Source organism: Amycolatopsis mongoliensis (assembly GCF_030285665.1).
Taxonomy (GTDB): Bacteria; Actinomycetota; Actinomycetes; order Mycobacteriales; family Pseudonocardiaceae; genus Amycolatopsis; species Amycolatopsis mongoliensis.
This window is the reverse complement of record NZ_CP127295.1, coordinates 9,685,488-9,702,389: the sequence shown is the minus strand read 5'-3', so window position 1 is coordinate 9,702,389 and position 16,902 is coordinate 9,685,488. Positions and strand designations below refer to the sequence as shown.

20 protein-coding genes are annotated in these 16,902 nt (G+C 71.9%); 6 read left to right on the top strand and 14 right to left on the bottom strand.

Going from position 1 to position 16,902, the window contains the following annotated elements; all coding sequences use genetic code 11:
- Positions 1-7: 7 nt before the first annotated feature.
- Together QRX60_RS46455 and QRX60_RS46450 are read right to left on the bottom strand one after the other, a co-directional pair.
- On the bottom strand, positions 8-1,213 hold the full coding sequence (locus QRX60_RS46455) for a glycosyltransferase (protein WP_285997842.1): 1,206 nt from the start codon (positions 1,211-1,213) through the stop codon (positions 8-10).
- Between the two features lie 129 nt (positions 1,214-1,342).
- Entirely contained in the window at positions 1,343-2,821 is a 1,479-nt protein-coding gene (locus tag QRX60_RS46450; protein WP_285997841.1) for an aldehyde dehydrogenase, read from the bottom strand.
- Positions 2,822-2,942: 121 nt separating this feature from the next.
- Here QRX60_RS46450 and QRX60_RS46445 point away from each other — a divergent pair, with 121 nt between their 5' ends.
- Positions 2,943-3,266, top strand: coding sequence for an STAS domain-containing protein (locus QRX60_RS46445; RefSeq protein WP_285997840.1), 324 nt, complete (start codon positions 2,943-2,945; stop codon positions 3,264-3,266).
- A 110-nt stretch (positions 3,267-3,376) separates the two neighbouring features.
- On the opposite strand, the gene QRX60_RS46440 is transcribed toward QRX60_RS46445, so the two are convergent.
- From QRX60_RS46440 to QRX60_RS46430, 3 genes are all read right to left on the bottom strand, one after another.
- Positions 3,377-3,688: a hypothetical protein gene (locus QRX60_RS46440; protein ID WP_285997839.1), complete on the bottom strand. Its 312-nt coding sequence runs from the start codon at positions 3,686-3,688 to the stop codon at positions 3,377-3,379.
- A 236-nt stretch (positions 3,689-3,924) separates the two neighbouring features.
- On the bottom strand, positions 3,925-5,493 hold the full coding sequence (locus tag QRX60_RS46435) for a serine/threonine-protein kinase (RefSeq protein WP_285997838.1): 1,569 nt from the start codon (positions 5,491-5,493) through the stop codon (positions 3,925-3,927).
- An 80-nt stretch (positions 5,494-5,573) separates the two neighbouring features.
- Entirely contained in the window at positions 5,574-6,533 is a 960-nt protein-coding gene (locus tag QRX60_RS46430) for an SDR family NAD(P)-dependent oxidoreductase (protein WP_285997837.1), read from the bottom strand.
- Between the two features lie 104 nt (positions 6,534-6,637).
- Between QRX60_RS46430 and QRX60_RS46425 the strand changes: the two genes are divergently transcribed.
- Positions 6,638-7,165, top strand: a complete 528-nt coding sequence (locus tag QRX60_RS46425) for a DUF6069 family protein (RefSeq protein ID WP_285997836.1) — start codon at positions 6,638-6,640, stop codon at positions 7,163-7,165.
- 2 nt (positions 7,166-7,167) lie between these two features.
- On the top strand, positions 7,168-7,593 hold the full coding sequence (locus QRX60_RS46420) for a nitroreductase/quinone reductase family protein (RefSeq protein WP_286003836.1): 426 nt from the start codon (positions 7,168-7,170) through the stop codon (positions 7,591-7,593).
- Between the two features lie 30 nt (positions 7,594-7,623).
- On the opposite strand, the gene QRX60_RS46415 is transcribed toward QRX60_RS46420, so the two are convergent.
- The 6 genes from QRX60_RS46415 to QRX60_RS46390 all read right to left on the bottom strand — a co-directional run bounded on the left by QRX60_RS46415 (position 7,624) and on the right by QRX60_RS46390 (position 13,466).
- Positions 7,624-8,427, bottom strand: coding sequence for an ABC transporter permease (locus tag QRX60_RS46415; RefSeq protein WP_285997835.1), 804 nt, complete (start codon positions 8,425-8,427; stop codon positions 7,624-7,626).
- On the bottom strand, positions 8,424-9,386 hold the full coding sequence (locus QRX60_RS46410; protein ID WP_285997834.1) for an ATP-binding cassette domain-containing protein: 963 nt from the start codon (positions 9,384-9,386) through the stop codon (positions 8,424-8,426). The genes QRX60_RS46415 and QRX60_RS46410 overlap by 4 nt, the downstream gene beginning before the upstream one ends.
- Positions 9,387-9,465: 79 nt before the next feature.
- Positions 9,466-9,975 carry an OsmC family protein gene (locus QRX60_RS46405; RefSeq protein WP_285997833.1) on the bottom strand — a complete coding sequence of 170 codons (510 nt, stop codon included), beginning with the start codon at positions 9,973-9,975 and terminating at the stop codon, positions 9,466-9,468.
- A 74-nt stretch (positions 9,976-10,049) separates the two neighbouring features.
- The gene (locus tag QRX60_RS46400; RefSeq protein WP_285997832.1) at positions 10,050-12,335 is read right to left on the bottom strand and encodes a M4 family metallopeptidase; all 2,286 of its coding nucleotides are present in this window, start codon (positions 12,333-12,335) and stop codon (positions 10,050-10,052) included.
- Between the two features lie 318 nt (positions 12,336-12,653).
- On the bottom strand, positions 12,654-13,169 hold the full coding sequence (gene msrA, locus QRX60_RS46395) for a peptide-methionine (S)-S-oxide reductase MsrA (RefSeq protein WP_285997831.1): 516 nt from the start codon (positions 13,167-13,169) through the stop codon (positions 12,654-12,656).
- A gap of 90 nt (positions 13,170-13,259) precedes the next feature.
- A complete protein-coding gene (locus tag QRX60_RS46390; RefSeq protein ID WP_285997830.1) occupies positions 13,260-13,466 on the bottom strand; it encodes a tautomerase family protein in 207 nt (68 codons plus the stop codon).
- 117 nt (positions 13,467-13,583) lie between these two features.
- On the opposite strand from QRX60_RS46390, the gene QRX60_RS46385 reads away from it, so the two are divergent.
- Both QRX60_RS46385 and QRX60_RS46380 read left to right on the top strand, forming a co-directional pair.
- A complete protein-coding gene (locus QRX60_RS46385; protein WP_285997829.1) occupies positions 13,584-14,261 on the top strand; it encodes a TetR/AcrR family transcriptional regulator in 678 nt (225 codons plus the stop codon).
- Between the two features lie 120 nt (positions 14,262-14,381).
- Complete coding sequence (locus QRX60_RS46380) at positions 14,382-14,765, top strand: STAS domain-containing protein (RefSeq protein ID WP_285997828.1); 384 nt, start codon at positions 14,382-14,384, stop codon at positions 14,763-14,765.
- Between the two features lie 31 nt (positions 14,766-14,796).
- Here QRX60_RS46380 and QRX60_RS46375 read toward each other — a convergent pair whose 3' ends face one another.
- Positions 14,797-15,663: a LysR family transcriptional regulator gene (locus tag QRX60_RS46375; RefSeq protein WP_285997827.1), complete on the bottom strand. Its 867-nt coding sequence runs from the start codon at positions 15,661-15,663 to the stop codon at positions 14,797-14,799.
- A gap of 86 nt (positions 15,664-15,749) precedes the next feature.
- Here QRX60_RS46375 and QRX60_RS46370 point away from each other — a divergent pair, with 86 nt between their 5' ends.
- Positions 15,750-16,202: a nuclear transport factor 2 family protein gene (locus tag QRX60_RS46370; RefSeq protein WP_285997826.1), complete on the top strand. Its 453-nt coding sequence runs from the start codon at positions 15,750-15,752 to the stop codon at positions 16,200-16,202.
- A 1-nt stretch (position 16,203) separates the two neighbouring features.
- Here QRX60_RS46370 and QRX60_RS46365 read toward each other — a convergent pair whose 3' ends face one another.
- Together QRX60_RS46365 and QRX60_RS46360 are read right to left on the bottom strand one after the other, a co-directional pair.
- The gene (locus QRX60_RS46365; RefSeq protein ID WP_285997825.1) at positions 16,204-16,509 is read right to left on the bottom strand and encodes a hypothetical protein; all 306 of its coding nucleotides are present in this window, start codon (positions 16,507-16,509) and stop codon (positions 16,204-16,206) included.
- 9 nt (positions 16,510-16,518) lie between these two features.
- The gene (locus QRX60_RS46360) at positions 16,519-16,755 is read right to left on the bottom strand and encodes a three-helix bundle dimerization domain-containing protein (protein WP_285997824.1); all 237 of its coding nucleotides are present in this window, start codon (positions 16,753-16,755) and stop codon (positions 16,519-16,521) included.
- Positions 16,756-16,902: the final 147 nt, after the last annotated feature.

The window sequence follows — 16,902 nt, the reverse complement described above, 5'->3', positions numbered from 1 at the left end:
CGGCACCTCAGGCGGAGGCGAGCGGCACCGTCGCCAGCAGGTGCCGCGCCGCGACGCTCGCGCCGTCCGCCCGCACCTTGCCGGAGAACTCCCGCGCCCGCGTCGCCACTTCGGGCCCTAGCGCGACGTCGAGCGCCGAGGTCAGCGCCTCGGCCGTCGGCAGGCACGGCTCGGTCGCCGCGCCGAGGCCCAGGTCGCGGACCCGGCCCGCGAAGTAGTGCTGGTCGTACATCTGCGGCACGACCACCTGCGGGGCGCCCGCGCGGGCCGCCGTCGTCGTGGTGCCCGCGCCGCCGTGGTGGACGGCGGCCGCGACCCGCTTGAACAGCGCCTGCTGGTTGACCTCCCCGATGCCGAGGCAGTCCGGGGCGTCGGCGGCGACGAGGTTCGCCCACCCGCGGGCCACGACCGCCCGGCGGCCGTGTGCCCGCGCCGCCGCGAGCGCGGCCTCGGCGACCTCGCCCGGCGCGCGCATGCTGCCGAACCCGAAGTACACCGGCGGCTCGCCCGCGTCGAGGAACTCCCGCAGCTCGTCCGGCAGCGGCCGCTCGTCCGGCCAGATCCACGCCCCCGTCTGGACGATCCGCGGGTCGCCCGGCTCGGGCCACGGCGCCAGCGCGGCGTCGGCCGCGAGCCACGGCCGTGCGGAGAAGACGTGGCCCGGCAGGTCGTCGACCGGGGCCTGTCCGGCCGCCGCCCGGTATTCGTTGACCTTCACGCCGAAAAAGGTGTTCCAGCGCTGCGCGTCTTCGGCCCAAAGGGCACGGTTTCCCGCCTTTCCGGGCGTCCGCCACGGCATCGGCGGCGGGGCGTGCAGATCGGAGGGCAGTGTGATGGGGCAGAAACTCGCGTAGACGTAGGCGGCGCCCGATCGTTCGGCGATCGAGCGGGCGGCGAACTGCAGGGCGCCCCCGGCGATCAGGACGTCACACCCCTCGGCGGCCACGGCGATCGTCTCGAACTGGGTCGTGACGGTGTCCTCGGTGGACTTCCGGATCTGTTCGGGCGTCGGCTTGCCGTGGTGCGCCGAGGCGGTCCCGCGCAGCTCGGGACCGATCGGCACGACGTCGAAGCCCAGCTCGTCGAGCCAGTCCCGGAAGTCCGGCGGCACGCACAGGCGGACGTCCTGCCCGAGCGCTCTCAGCTCCGAGGCCAGCGCCAGCACCGGCTGCACCTCGCCCCGCGAGCCGATCGTGGACAGCAGCACACGCATGAAGGAATCCCCTCCGCAGAAAAAGATGAGCCCGGATTGTGGACCCGCACCGGGGTCTTGCCACAAGCCCCGGGGTCGGCTATATCTTTGAGTGGGGAGAGGGAATACCTTCGCCGGTCCGGCGCGTCTTCAGCCCAAGGTGAACGGATCCCGCGTGCCGCCGGTCAGTTCGACCCAGACCGCCTTGTCCACCAGGTACTCGTCCATCGCGTGGACGCCGTTCTCCCGTCCCAGACCCGAGTTCTTCACCCCGCCGAACGGCACCGACGGCGCCACCACCCGATAGGCGTTGATCCACACCGTCCCGGCCTTGAGCTTCGCCGCGACGCGGTGGGCGCGGTGCACGTCCTTCGTCCACACAGCACCGGCGAGGCCGTACGGCGTGTCGTTGGCCAGGCGGATCGCTTCGGCCTCGTCGGTGAACTTCAGCGCGGCCAGCACCGGCCCGAAGACCTCCTCGCGCACGACCGTCGACTCCGGCGTCACCCCGGTCAGCACCGTCGGCCGCACGAACAGCCCGCCCAGTGCCGGTTCCGCCTCGCCGCCGCAGACGACCGTCGCGCCTTCCGCCTTCGCGGTTTCCAGGTAGTGCAGCACCTTCTCGTACTGCGGCGCGTTCGCGACCGGCCCCATCTCGGTGTCCGGCTCGTTCGGGTCGCCGAGCCGGATCGCCGCGGCGCGCTCGGCGACCAGGCGGACCAGCTCGTCGTGGACGTCGGTGTGCACGATCAGCCGCGACCCGGCCATGCACGTCTGGCCGGTCGCGGCGAACACGCCCGCGACGACGCCGTTGGCCGCCGCGGCGAGGTCGGCGTCGGGGAACACCACCTGCGGCGACTTGCCGCCCAGCTCCAGCGTCACCTTGTTCAGGTTCTGCGCGGCGGCCACGGCGACCGCGCGGCCGGTGGCGGTCGACCCGGTGAACGCGACCTTGTCCACGCCCGGGTGCCCGGCCAGCGCCGCGCCCGTCTCGCGGGAGAGCCCGGTGACGACGTTGACGACGCCGGGCGGGAACCCCGCTTCGGTGATCAGCTCGGCCAGCCCGAGCGTCGAGACGGGGGAGTGCTCGGACGGCTTCACCACGACCGTGCACCCGGCGGCCAGCGCGGGCGCGAGCTTCCAGGTGAGCAGCAGCAGCGGCGAGTTCCACGGCGTGATGGCCGCGACGACGCCGACCGGCTCGCGGCGGGTGTAGACGAGGTAGTCCGGGTTCGGCGCCGGGATCTGGCGGCCCTCGATCTTGTCGGCGAGGCCCGCGAAGTAGTGGTACCAGCCACCGAGCCCGGTGAGCTGCCCGATCATTTCGCGGTAGAGCTTGCCGGAGTCGTTGACCTCGAGCCGGGCGAGCCGTTCGGCGTGCTCGCCGATGAGGTCGCCGAGCCGGCGCAGCAGGGCGGCGCGCGCGAAGCCGGTGGTCGTGCCCCACTCGCCCTCGAGCGCCGCGCGGGCCGCCGCGACCGCGTCGTCGACGTCCTCGGGGCCGCCGTCCGGCACGACCGCCCAGTGCTGCCCGGTGTACGGGTTCTGCGCCCCGAACGTCCGCCCGGAGCGGGCTCCGGCGGCTTTTCCGTTGATCAAAAGAGAAAACCGGGGGAGCTGCTCGCCCATGGGTCCGTCCTCCTCGACGCCGAGCCGTGACGCTCTCAGCCTGCACCCGCCCGGGGGCCTGACGTAACCTTTTCCGAAGAACCCGGACCGGTGGGAAAAACCCGGTCGGCAGGAGGTCGGGATGGCACTGCACAGCGTTCTCCTGGACGACGAGATCATCCTGTCCGTGGAGGGGCTCTTCGACGGCGGTCTGGCGCCCGCGTACCACCAGGCAGTCGAAGACGCCTACGCCGCCGAGGTCCGCCGCCTGGTGGTGGACCTGACGATGGCCACCGCGGTCGACGGCGGCGGGGCGGCGGTCCTGGCCGCGACTGCAGCGGGCTGCGCGGCGCGTGACACCCACCTGATCATCGCGATGCCAGGCGGCGTCGAGGCGGAGATCCGGGACCCGGCGCAGGTCAGGCTGCTGCTGCGCAGCTTCGAACCCTGGCAGGACGCGGGCTGAAGGCGCCCTTCGTCCCAGGTGGTGCCGGGATGCGCCGGCCGGGCGAGGTCACCAGCGGTGTCAGCCCGTTGCCGAAGAACAGTTCTGTGGCGCCGGAAATGATCTGAAGGTCAGGAGATCTCGATATCAACGCCGGTTTCGGCAGGCGCTTCCCGCGTCAGTTCTTCGGCGAAGATGGTGTCGATCTGCCGGGCCGCGGTCCGCAGTTTCACGATGCCCGCGACGAGCAGTACGAGCGCGGCGGCGGGGACGACGAGCAGCACCGGCGGCCAGCCGCCGCCGAGGACGGCAGCGGCGGAGATCATCGCGCACAGGAGGAAGAGGGTCCTGACAGCGATGCGCGGCCACGCGGAGCGGGGCTTGGCGTGCCGCCCGCGCGGTGTTCCGAAAACCGGCCGCGCGAGGGCAGCGTGGACACTCATCAAGACCTCCGGAAAGTCGTCGAGCCGGCCGGAACGGGGATTCCCGGCGGTGGTGCCGGGCCGGAACTCGGCCGGCCGGACACGTAAGGTGTGTCGGGGCGGAGCCGGTTCCGGTTACCGGCCGTTATTGCTTCGAGTCCGAATTCGGGGGAACAATTCGAGACGGCTTCCGGTCTATTCCGAATGGGTTTGCGGCACCAGGGCCGTTGGGCCCGGATCGGGCCCGGCCGGAGGTCCTAGTCGTGGCCGGGGCCCTTGCCTTTGCCCTTGCCGTGGGGCTCGGGCTTCGGCGGCTTGACGGGCTTCGTGGCCTTCGGCGTGGCCTGGCTTTCACGGGTGACGGCGGCGGGTTCGAGATCCGCGGACTCGGCCGCGCCGGGGCCCGCGTCCGGGGTCCCGGTGCCGGCGAGCGGTGCCGGCGACGGCCGGCTGGACGCGGGAGAGCTGGGCGCCGGCGGCTGGGCCGGAGTGCTGGTCCCGGGTTCCTGCGCGGCGAGGAACAGGGCGGAAGCGGCGGCGACGGCCGCGGCGGTCAGTCCGGCGGCCGCGGTGAACCGGCGGCGCCGGGCCGGATCGCCGTCCGCCGACAGGCCCACGGCGGCGAGGATCCTGCGGGGGCCCGCGGGTCCGGGCCGGTGCGCGACGCCGGTGTCGCGCACGGTCGGGGCGAGCGGGCCGCGGTGGCCTGCCGGGGAGTCGATCGGGTACCGGTGGCCGGATTCACCGGCGCCGTCCGCCGCCGGGTCGAGCCCGCCGGGCCGGCCAGGACCGGCGGCCGCCGGGGCGTGGGGGCCGTGGTGGCCGAGTTTCCCGCCGTCGTCGGCCACGGTCCGTCGGCGTCCCGCCGTGCCACGCAGTCCGCGGTCCGGTGCCGCGCGGTGCCATCGCCGCAGCACCGCCGCCGCGGCGAGGCCCCGGCGCTCGGTGGCCCGCGGCAGCGTCGGCGCCGGTGCGTGCAGCAGCTGCCGCACCTCCGCCGCCGTCGGGCGGTCAGCGGGTTCCCGTTGCGTCATCCGGCGCAACGTGTGCGCGAGCGACGGCGGCAGCCCCTCCGGGATCCGCGGCGGCCTCGTCAGCCGCGCCATCGCCGCTTCGACCATCGTGCCCGGGTACTCGCGGCGGCCCGTCACGCACTCCAGCAGGATCAGCCCGAGCGCGTACACGTCCGCGGGTGGCCCCGCTCGTTCGCCGCCGACCTGCTCGGGCGCCAGGTACGCCGCCGTGCCCGGGACCACGCCCGTGCCCGTGATGTGCGTCGTGTCGAGGGCGTGGGCGATGCCGAAGTCGCCGATCAGCGGGCCGTCCACGGACAGGAACACGTTGGCGGGCTTGAGGTCCCGGTGGACGACGCGGCGCGCGTGCACGTGGGCCAGCGCCTCGGCGAGCCCGTCGGCCAGCGCCGTCACCTCGGCCACCGGCATCGGGCCGCCCAGCAGCCGCTCCGCCAGGTTCTCGCCCTCGACCAGCTGCATCACCAGGTACGTCCGGCCGTGCTCGGTGCCGCTGTCGAGCAGCGCCACCACGCCCGGGTGGGTGATGCTGCCCTGGATGCTCATCTCGCGCAGGCGGCGGCGCTGGTCCAGCGCGACCGCGTCCCGGTCGTAGATCTTGACCGCGACCTCCCGCGCGAGCCGCACGTCGTAGGCCCGGTACACGCGGGCCGTGCCGCCGCTGCCGACCAGCCGGCCGACCTCGTAGCGCCCGGCCAGCAGCTCCGGCGGATGTCCGTCGTGGAGGGAGCGCGGCCGGACGGCGAACTCGCCGAGGGCGAACCGAGCACACGTGACGTCGTCCGCGTCGCTCATCGGCGCGTTCCCCGTTCTGCCGGCGTCGTCGGCCACGGCCGCGATGTACCCCGATCCCGTGACGGGCAAACGTCAGAAGATCACGCGAAAGCGTCCACGCCGGTGAGTTCCGCGGACAGCGTCCACAGGCGACGGGCCTCCTCGCGGTCCACGGCGTACCGGCGCACGCCCGACTCGGTCATGCCCTCGGCGTCCGGCGGGGACAGCTCGGCGACGTCGCAGTCCTCGAGGTACAGCCCGCCGAGCCCGGCCAGCTGCGGCGACGTCGCGGCCCAGACCGTGGTCGCCGCGCCCTGCTCCGGGGTCTTGAACCGCACCAGGAAGTTCCCGGCTTCGTCGATCCAGCCGCGCTCGATCATCTCCTCCTTCGGCAGGTGCCGCTGCAGGGGCGTCATGATGCCGCCGGGGTGCAGCGCGAACGCGTGCACGCCCTTCTCCGCGCCCAGCTCGTCGAGCCGGACGGCGAAGAGCACGTTGGCCGTCTTGGCCTGCCCGTAGGCCGCCCACTTGTCGTAGCCCCGGGTGAACTGGACGTCGTCCCAGCGGATCGGGGAGTTGTGGTGACCGCGGGAGGACAGGGAGACGACGCGGGCGCCGTCGGCGACGGCCGGCCACAGCCGGTTGACCAGCGCGAAGTGACCGAGGTGGTTGGTGGCGAACTGGGCTTCCCAGCCCGGGCCGACGCGCGTCTCGGGGCAGGCCATCACGCCCGCGTTGGCGATGAGGAGGTCGATCCGCCGTCCGGTGGCCAGGAAGCGCCCGGCGAAGGCGCGGACGCTGTCGAGGTCGCCCAGGTCCAGCTCGTCGACCTCGACGTTTTCGACCCCGGAGAGGGCCTCTTCGGCGGTGGCGCGGCGGCGGGCCGGGACGACGACGTGCGCGCCGGCGCCGGTGAGCGCGCGGGTGGTTTCGAGGCCGATCCCGGAGTAGCCGCCGGTGACGACGGCGAGCTTGCCGGTGAGGTCGACGCCCGCGACGGCTTCGGCGGCCGTGGTCGTGGCGCCGAAGCCCGATCCGATCTTGTGCTGTTCGGTGATCATGCCCCGACGGTACGAGCTGGAGCGCACTCCAGCGCAAATCGCGGACGGGGCCGAAACGGGGGACAATCGGGGGTGAGAGGCACAGCCGACCCAGGAAGGCTCTGATGTCCGACTACTACGGGAACCAGCCCCAGGACGTCCGCCCGGGGATCGACGCGCGCAGGCTGTGGGCGGGCGGCGTGGCGACGGCGGTGATCGCGGCCCTCCTCGCGGTGGTCGGGCTGCTGATCGCGCGCGGGGTCTTCGAGGTCGAAGTGCTGGCCCCAAAAGGCGAAGGCGTCTGGGGCAACGCGAGCACCACGACGTACGCGCTGGTCGCCGCCGCGGTGGCCCTGCTCGCCACCGGGCTGATGCACCTGCTCAGCGTCGCCACGCCCGCGCCGTCGCAGTTCTTCGGCTGGATCATGGTGCTGGTGACGCTGATCGCGGTGGTGCTGCCGCTGACGCTGACCGTCGCGCCGAGCGCGAAGATCGCGACCGCCGCGATCAACCTCGTCATCGGGCTCGTGATCGCCGCGGTGGTCAACAGCATGGCGGCCAGCGCCCGCACGCTGCACCGGCGCCGCAGCCAGCAGCAACCCGGGCCGCCGACACGCCAGGAGCCCCCGCCGACCCGCTACTACGACCGGTGACCATGGACACCGTCGACGTCCAGGACACGAACCGCCGCGTCATCGAGCAGTTCCGGGCGGGCGGCGAGGTCGAGGGCATGCACCGCGAACGGCTGGTGCTGCTCACCACGACGGGCCGTCGCACGGGCGAGCCGCGCACGGTCCCGATGATGTACCACCGCGACGGCGAGCGGCTGCTGGTGGTGGCGTCGAACATCGGGGCGCCGCGCACCCCGGACTGGTACCTGAACCTCGCGGAAGACCCGAGGGTGACGGTGGAGGTCGACGGCCGGACGTTCACGGCGGAGGCGCTGCCCCTGCTGGGGGCGGACTACGTGCGGACGTGGACGGAACTGGAGAAGCACTACCCGTTCCTGGCCGACCACCGGGTGAAGGCGAGGGAAGCGAAGCGGGTGATCCCGATCGTGGAGCTGTCCGAAGAGGACTGACATCGAGCGGTCAGTCCTCTTCGGACGGTGCTACTTGCTCGCCACCCGCCGGTACTTCGCCGTGGCCAAGGGAGCGAACACCGCGATGATCGCCACGCAGCACAGGATCGCGTACAGCGCCGCGTGCTCGGCCGGCCAGCCCGACGGCGGCGCCCCGAACCGGTTGCCGAACAGGTCCCTCGTCGCGTTGATCACCGCCGTGAACGGGTTCCAGTCCGCGATCGCCTTGAGGAACGCCGGCAGCGTCTGCGTCGGCACGAACGCCGAGGAGATGAAGCTCAGCGGGAACATCCAGACCAGCCCGAGGCTCTGCGCCACCTCGACGCTGCGCGCCGCCAGGCCGATCAGCGCGCCCACCCACGACAGGGCCCACGCGAACATCAGCATCACCAGGTAGCCCAGCAGCGCGTCCCAGAAGCTGCCGCGGATCCGCCAGCCGACGATCAGGCCGCACGCCGACATCACGACCAGCGCCACCACGCTGACCACCAGGTCCGACGTCGTCCGGCCGAGGATGACCGCGATGCGGGACATCGGCAGCGAGCGGAACCGGTCGATGATGCCCTTCTGCAGGTCGTTGGCGAAGCCGATGACGGTGAACGCCGAGTTGAACGCCACCGTCTGGGCGAAGATCCCGGCGATGAGGAATTCGCGGTAGGCCGCGCCGCCGGACTCGCCGCCGATCGCGTTGCCGAAGACGTAGGCGAACAGCAGCACGAACATGATCGGCTGGAGCGTCGCGGCCATCAGCCAGTCGGGGTTGCGGCGGACGTTCATCAGGTTGCGCCACGTGATGATGCCGCCGTCCGAGAGGCCCTTCGCGATCGCGTTCACTTCGCGGCCTCCTCGGCGCCGTGGCCGGTCAGGGACAGGAACACGTCGTCGAGCGTTGGCCGGTGCAGGCCGACGTCCTGGACGGCGATGCCCTGCCCGTCGAGCCGGCGCAGGGCCTCGATGAGTGCTTTCGGCCCGGTGTCGACGAGGATCTCCGCCCGCCGCGTGTGATCGTCGCCGGACGGCTCGCCGGTCCCCACCGCGCGCAGCACCTCCAGGGTGGCCGGCAGGTCCGCGGCCGAGGCGACGACCAGCTCCAGCCGTTCGCCGCCGATCTGGGCCTTGAGTTCGTCGGCCGTGCCGCGCGCGATCACCCGGCCGTGGTCGATCACGACGATCGAGTCGGCGAGCTGGTCGGCCTCTTCGAGGTACTGCGTGGTCAGCAGCACGGTCGTGCCGTCCGCGACCAGTTCCTTGATGACGCCCCACGTGTCGAGGCGCCCGCCCGGGTCGAGACCGGTGGTCGGCTCGTCGAGGACGACGACGGTCGGCTCGGCGACCAGCGCGCCGGCCAGGTCGAGACGCCGGCGCATGCCGCCCGAATAGCCCTTCGCGGGCCGGTCCGCGGCTTCCTCGAGCGCGAACCGCGACAGCAGCTCCCGGGCGCGGGACCGGGCGGCGGACTTCCGCCTGCCGTAGAGCCGCCCGACCATGTAGAGGTTCTCGAACCCGGTGAGGTTCTCGTCGACGGCCGCGTACTGGCCGGAGAGCCCGATCCGCTGCCGCACCTCGTCGGGCTGGGTCAGGACGTCGAACCCGGCCACGCGCGCCGACCCCGAGTCCGGCCGCAGCAGCGTCGTCAGGATGCGGACCGCGGTGGTCTTCCCGGCGCCGTTCGGGCCGAGCAGGCCGAGCACGCGCCCGGCCGGGATGTCGAGGTCGACGCCGTCGAGCGCGCGGGTCGCACGGTAGGTCTTGACGAGCCCTCGCACCTGGACGGCGATGTCCGGTTCCGGCATGGCGGTCCCCCTCTCGGTGACCCCGCCAAACTAGGCCACGCTGTCCGCTTTGTCCTCCGGGTTTCTCCCGGAGGTGCGTTCAGTTCGCCGAAAGCGTGACGGCGAACTCCGGCGGCGTCCGCAACGTCTGGAACACGACGCAGTAGCGCTCGGTCAGCTTCTTGAGCGTCGCCAGTTCGTCTTCGGAAGCGTCGGTGTCCAGGACGAACGACAACCGGATCGCGCGGAAGCCGACCGGCGCGTCCTTCGCGACGGCGAGGGTACCGCGGAAGTCGAGGTCGCCTTCGGCGCGGACGCGGCCGCCGCGCACCTCGAGGCCCAGTGACGTCGCCACCGCCCGCAGCGTCACCCCGGCGCACGCGGCGAGGGCTTCCAGCAGCATGTCGCCGGAGCAGGCGAGGGTGCCGTCGCCGCCGGTCGCCGGGTGCAGGCCGGCTTCGACGACCGCGCGGCCGGTCTCCACCTTGCAGGAGACGCCGAGGCCGTCGAGCTCGGCGTCGGCGTGCAGCGTGACGAGCGCGCTTTCCGGCCGCTCGCGGTACTGCTCCTTCAGCGGGGCCTGGGTCGCGCGCAGCTCTTCGGTGTCCATGCGCCGATTCTGCTCCGGAAAACGAAGAAACGGGGAGACCGGTCGCCCGGTCTCCCCGTCTCAGCGGTTCAGCGTCAGCTCAGGGTGACGGCCACGTCGTCGATGACGAACGAGGTCTGCAGCGAGCTGTCTTCGGTGCCCGTGAAGTTCAGCGCGAGGGTGCCGCCGGCGGCCGACGAAACGTCGATCGTCTTGAGCGCGTACCCGGACGCCTTGTTCAGGTTGGAGTAGCTGCCCAGCGTCGCACTGCCGTTGGTGACGGTCAGCTTGTCGTAGGCGGTCGTGGTGGTCGTCTCGGCGGTGTCGATGTGCAGGTAGAACGTCAGGCTGGCGTGGCAGCCCGCCGGGATGCTCACCGACTGCGCGACCGACTCGGTGTGCGTCGAGCCGTACCCGTCGAGCCAGGACGAGTAGGTGCCGCCGTGCGCGGCCTCACCCTGCGAACCCCACTGGCCGATCGAGCCGGTGGTGCCGGTCCAGCTGCCGCTGCCCGATTCGAAGCCGCCGTTGACGATCTTCTGGCCGGAGCAGCCGCCGGTGGTGCCGACGGTCCAGGTGAACGACGCCGTGCCGGTCTTGTTGGCCGCGTCCGTCGCCGTCACCGTGACGTTCGAGGTGCCCGCGGTGGTCGCGGTGCCCGAGATCGTGCCGGTGGAGGCGTTGATCGACAGGCCGGCCGGGAGGCCGGTGGCGGTCCACGAGTACGGCGCGGTGCCGCCGGAGGCCGACAGCGGCAGGTTGACCGAGCCGCCGGTCGTCGTCGACTGGTTGCCCGGGTTGGAGACGGTCACGGTGCCGGTCGCCGAGCAGGTCGGGTCGGCCGACTGCGCCGGGACCGAGATCGCGTCCCACGCCGCCTTGACGGTGTTGAACTCGGTGCAGCTGCCCGGGAAGAGGTTCTTCGCCGCGGTCAGCGTCCAGGTGCGGTACTTCAGGTACGAGCTGCTGGAGGTCTTGAGCAGCATCGCGTTGTAGAAGATCTTCACCGCGTTCTGGACACCGAGGCCGGTGATCGTGGAGCTGTTGCACGTGGTGCTGGTCGGCTGCCCGTTGGTCGGGTTGGTGCCTTCGGCCAGCAGGTAGAACCAGTGGTTGCCGGGGCCGGCGGCCGCGTGCACCTCACCGTTGGGGACGGAGCTGTCGTAGCAGTTCTTGTCGCCCAGCGCCGACGGGTTGTACATGTTGCGGATCGGGCCGGAGCCGACCAGGTTCACCTGCTCGCCGACGAGGAAGTCCGGCTGGTCGTAGGGAGCCGGCTCGTTCGCGAACCACTCGGTCGAGGCGCCGAAGACGTCCGCGACGAACTCCTGCGTGCCCGCACCGGAGATACCACCCGGGGTGTGGTCGTCGATGCCGTGGCCGTGCTCGTGCGCGACGACGTCGATCGAGCCGATCCAGCCACCGGCGGTGTTCTTGCCGATCTGGACCTGCGTGCCGTCGTAGTAGGCGTTCTGGTCGTTCAGGCCGACGCGGATCGGCCAGCCGCCGCCACTGCCGTCGAAGCCGTTGCGGCCCAGCCACTGCGAGAGCATCTTGTTCTCGGTCTGGGCGGCGAACAGCGCGTCGACGCAGCCGGTTTCGCGGTTGCTGGCGGTGCCGTTGCCCCAGAGGTCGTCCGTGCCGCTGAAGGTGGTGTTGTTGGCCGCGTCCTGGCAGGACGTGTTGGTGATGGCCGGGTCCTTCAGCGAGTACGTGCTGCCCGAGTGCGTGGTGTCGAGGTGCACCGGGTTCGGGCCGTTCCACGCGCTGGTGCCGTCACCGTTGAGGACGTGCTCCTGCGTCTTGAGCACCTTGCCGGTGGCGGCGTCGACGATGACGTCGAGCCGGCTCGGGCCCTCGGCGTCCCGGCCGACGACGGTGCTCTTCCAGGCCAGCGTCGGCGAGCCGAGCGCGTAGACGACCTGCTGGGCGGGGCTCACGCTGTCCACGGCGGACAGCTGCTGCCGCGCGGTCGCCTCGGCCGCGGCCCCGGTCACCTTCGCGGTGGTCGTGGCGAGGTTGATGGTCTGGTCCTGTGCGACGGAGGTGCCGAGCACCTGGCCCGTCGAGTTGGTCGCGACGACGAAGTCGCCGCCGACCACGGGCAGGCCCTTGTAGCTGCGCTCGTAAGGGATGTACTGGAGTCCGTTGGTGGAGGAAATCGCTTTCTGGGCCAGGAAAACGTCGTCCGCACTGGCGTGCAGCGCGGCGGGCCTGCTCGCCACGAGGCCGGCGGCCGCGGTCGTGGCCTGGGCCACGGCGCTCGGGACGGCGTCCGGGGTGGCGTTCGGGGTGGGTTGCGCCTGTGCGGTACCGGTGATGCAGAGAGCGCCGACGAGCACGCCGGTTGCTGCCAAGACGACTGGACGTCTCAGTTCCATCGAGGGATCTCCTCCGGGCAGGGTGAACCAGGCCCGGGTTCGAGACCGGGCCGGATCAGGGGGACGAGAGGTACTGCCATGTAACGGAAATCAGAATCCGGTGCCGGAGGCTCGTGAACAAGCGACTAACGTACGGTCTTATCTACCGGACGCAATACGTCCCAAAAAGGACAATCATCGCTATTGGGATTCGATCGGCTGACCGTCCACTCAGGACGCGAGGCGGATCACCGCCGTTCGGGTGATCTTTTCCGCGTCCGAAACGACGAAGGCCCCTTCGCCGGGGATCGGCGAAGGGGCCTTGGTGATACGAGTGTGTCAGGCGGTCTTCTCGCGCTTCGGGAGCTTCCAGCCCGGGCGCACGAAGTGGCAGGTGTACCCGTTCGGAATGCGCTGCAGGTAGTCCTGGTGCTCCGGCTCGGCCTCCCAGAAGTCGCCCACCGGGCTGACTTCGGTGACGACCTTGCCCGGCCACAGCCCGGACGCGTCGACGTCGGCGATCGTGTCTTCTGCGACGCGCTTCTGCTCGTCGTTTTCGAAGAAGATCGCCGAGCGGTAGCTCAGGCCGATGTCGTTGCCCTGCCGGTTCTTCGTCGTCGGGTCGTGCACCTGGAAGAAGAACTCGAGCAGGTCGCGGAACGTCGTCTGCGCGGGGTCGTAGACCACCTCGATGGCCTCGGCGTGGGTGCCGTGGTTGCGGTAGGTCGCGTTCGGGACGTCGCCGCCGCTGTAACCGACCCGGGTCGAGATCACCCCGGGCTGGCGGCGGAACAGCTCCTGCATGCCCCAGAAGCAGCCGCCGGCCAGGACGGCCCTTTCGGTTGACGTGGTCACGGCGTCACTCCTTCTCTCGTGCGGTGCTTCCGCTGGTACAACTTCGGCGGCGTACCGATGATTCCACGAGAGGATTACGGAAGCCTGACGTCACCCGGCCTGGAGCTTCGCCAGGGTGAGCACGTCGCCGCCGATGCCCCAGCCGCCGTCGGCGACCTCCTCGACCAGCACCATCGTGTTCGCGCGGGCGCGGTCGCCATAGAACTCGGCGTAGAGGTCGGTGGTGCGGGTGACGAGCTGCTCCTTCTGCTCCGGGGTGAGGGTGCCGGCGGGGACCTTGAAGTTGGCGAACGGCATGGTGAGCATCCTTCGGTATCAGTGGATTCCGGTTTGTGTAAGCGACGCTAACACAGGTCTCGAACCGACGCTACCCTATCGTTGATATCGATGATATCCGCTGGTAGCGTCGGCGTCGTGGATGTGAGGACGCGAATTCTGGAGGCAGCGGCCGACCTGCTGGCGCACTCGGGCGAGTTCTCCACGCGGGCGGTCTGCGAGGCCGCCGGCGTCGGCGCGCCGGCGCTGTACCGGCAGTTCGGCGACAAGGATGGCCTGCTCGCCGCCGTCGTCGACCGCGGTTTCGAGAAGTACCTCGCCGGCAAGCGGGCCGCGAAGCCGTCCGGCGACCCGGTGCGCGACCTGCGCGACGGCTGGGACAACCACGTCGCGTTCGCGCTCGGCAACCCCCACCACTACCGCCTGATGTACTCGGGCCTGTCGACCCCGCCCGGGGCGGCCGCCGAGGCGCACGGCCTGCTGCTCGCGGTCCTGGAGCGGTGTGCGGCCGCCGGTCGGTTGAAGCTGCCGCCGCCGCTCGCCGCGCAGATGGTCATGGCGGCCAACGCCGGCGTCGCGCTGTCGATGATCACCCGGCCGGAGCTCTACGCCGATCCCGGGTTTTCCGTCCGGGTGCGGGAAAGCGTGCTGGCCGGCGTGCTCGCCGAGGCGCGGCCGGGGCCTGACGACGTCGCGGCGACGGCGACGACGCTCGCCGCCCAGCTGCCGGAGGCGGCGCCGGGAGACCTGACGGCGGCCGAAATGACACTGCTGCGGGAGTGGCTGGCGCGGCTGAGCCTCCACAGTGGACGCTGAGCCGGACGGGCGTGCCGGTTGGGCCGTCTGCGTTCGCTCTCGCTGGTTGCGCGGCCGCGGCCGGGCGGGAGTGGGACGATGGGCCGGGGCCGGCCCCGATCCGGCTCCGGGGAGGGCGCGATGCGGGAGCGGGAAGAGGCCGTCGCGGAGCGGACCAGCGGTGTGCTGGTCGTCGAGGTCCGCGGCGAGCTGGACATCGCCACCGTGCTGCGGTGGACGACGCTGATCGAAGCCGCGATCTGCGAACTGCCGGAACCCCACCTGCTGGTGCTCGACCTCGCGTCGCTCGAGTTCCTGTCGGCGCACGGGGCCGGGGGCCTGCTGGAGGCGATGAAGTGCTGCCGGGACCGCGGGATAGCCGGGTGCCTGATCGTCACGCCCGGGAGCGTGGCCGACCGGGTGGTGCGGCTGACGGGTCTGGCCGACCGGGTCCGGGTGTTCCCGAACCGGCTGACGGCGATCGCCGCCTGTCAGCCGGAGGAGGTGCGCTGGCTGCCGGCCTGACCGGCTCCGGTCCGGTGCGCCCGGGAAAGCGTCAGGCCGGTTCGCGCACCAGGTCGGCCGCGGCTTCGGCGAAGGCGCGCACCCGGGCCGTTTCGGACCCGTCGCACCAGACGAGGCCCCACTCGAGCCGGGGTGCGCCCTCGAGCGGGACGTAGGCGATGTCGGGCCGCGGGTAGTAGCGCCGGATGTGAGCGCCGACCGGGAGCACGCCGTCTCCGGCACCGGCCAGCGTGAGCAGCTCCTGCAGGCCGGCGCGCGGCCGCACCACCGCCCCGGGCGCGTGCTCGTCCAGCCACGGGTCCGGCAGCGCGCAACGCAGCACCGTGACCCGCGCCAGGTCCGCGACTCCCACGGCGTCCCGCCGGGCGAACGGGTGGCCGGCCGCGACGGCGAGGAAGCGCGTCTCCCGCACCAGCACCGGGCCGGTGACCAGGCCGGGCCCGCCGAGCGGGAGCCCGGCGAGCACGACGTCCACCTCGCCCTCGCGCAGCCACGGCAGGACCTCGGCCGGCCGCACCTCGCGGAACTCGACCTCGCAGCCGGGCGCCCGCCGCCGGAACAGCTCGGCCACCCCGGCCAGCAGCTGCCCGCCCGCGGCGTCGCCGAACGCGACGCGCAGCGTGCCGGTGACCCCGCGGCCGGCCTCGACCGCCCGGTCCAGGGCCGCTTCGACCGCCGACCACGCCGGCCCGAGGTCGGCGAGGAGCTGCCGCCCCACCGGCGTCAGCTCGACGCGGCGGCTGGTCCGGGTGAACAGGGGCGCGCCGATCCGCCGTTCCAGCTTCCGGATCGTCTGGCTGACCTGGGCGGTCGACACGCGCAGCCGCTCGGCCGTGCGGCCGAAGTGCAGTTCCCCGGCCAGCGCCAGGAACGCCTCGACCTCGCGCCTCTCCGCCACGCCGCCCCTCCATCGTCAACTCCTGCTTCACGATCGTGGCACAGAAGCGCGTTGATCGGCTTCGCGGGCGCGGCGAGGCTGGGGGCATGACCACGGATCTGCACGACCGCGCCGAGATCGTCGACGCGCTGTACCGCTTCGGCCTCGGCCAGGACCTCAAGGACCGGGAGCTGTTCGCGTCGTCGTTCGCCGCCGACGCGGAGCTGGACTTCCGGCCGGCGGCCGCGCGCTGGGGCGCGGAGCCGCCGGTGATGACGGGCCGGGACGCGATCGTCGACACGATCCTCGCGCTGTTCGAGGGGCGCGTCGACACGACGCACCAGGTGACCAACCCGCGCGTCACGGTGGACGGCGACACCGCGCGGCTGACGGCCATGGTCGAGGCCCAGCACCTGCTGAGCGACGACCACGGCAAGCACGCGCTGCTGAAGAACCGCTACGACGTCACGCTGGTCCGCGACGGCGCCCGCTGGGTGATGCGCCGGGTGCGGATCGAAAACGCTTGGTACACCGGCGATCCCGGCGCGATCTTCGGCTGACCTACTCGCCGCGCATCGAGCGGCGGATCTCGGCCAGCCGGTCCTTGGCGGCCTGGTCGCGGTCGGCGATCTTCTTGTCCAGGGCTTCGGCCGTGTTCTCCGTGCCCAGCCCGGCCAGGTCGGTGGCGCCCAGCGACGTCGTGTAGCGGTTTTCGATCTTGTCGCGGACGAAGTCGAAGCTGGGCACGCCGCCCTCGCTGTAGTCCGGGTCCGGCAGCGGCGGCGAGGGGATCGCCGGTGCGGCGGTCGGCGTCTCGTCCACGATCTCGGCGTCCACGACGTCCGGGTCGTCCTGGGGCTTGTCCATCTCCCGACTTTAGCGCCGGTGGCGCCCCGGCGGTTCCTCGAGGGATTCCCGGACGGCCCGTTCGACGAGGATCGGGACGAACGCGTGGATCCGTGCGGCGGCGAACCGGGTCCGTTCCCGTTCGACGAGGGCGTGGGCGGACGGGCGGTCCAGGTCCGCGTAGTCCTGGCGCAGCCGGTCTTCGACGATGTCGAGCTGCAGGTCGAGTTGTTCGGACGCGATCGTGTCGAGCGTCTGGGTCGTCATGGAGGTCTAGTACCGCGCGAGAAGAATCCCGCGTGAACTGAAGATGAACGACAGGCGAGGGTCGATCAGTGGGTAATTCGGCCGTGGGGCGGCGCGGCCCGGTGGGGAATTCTCGACGCGCAAAGCCGGTGTCCGGAGGGAGCAGAC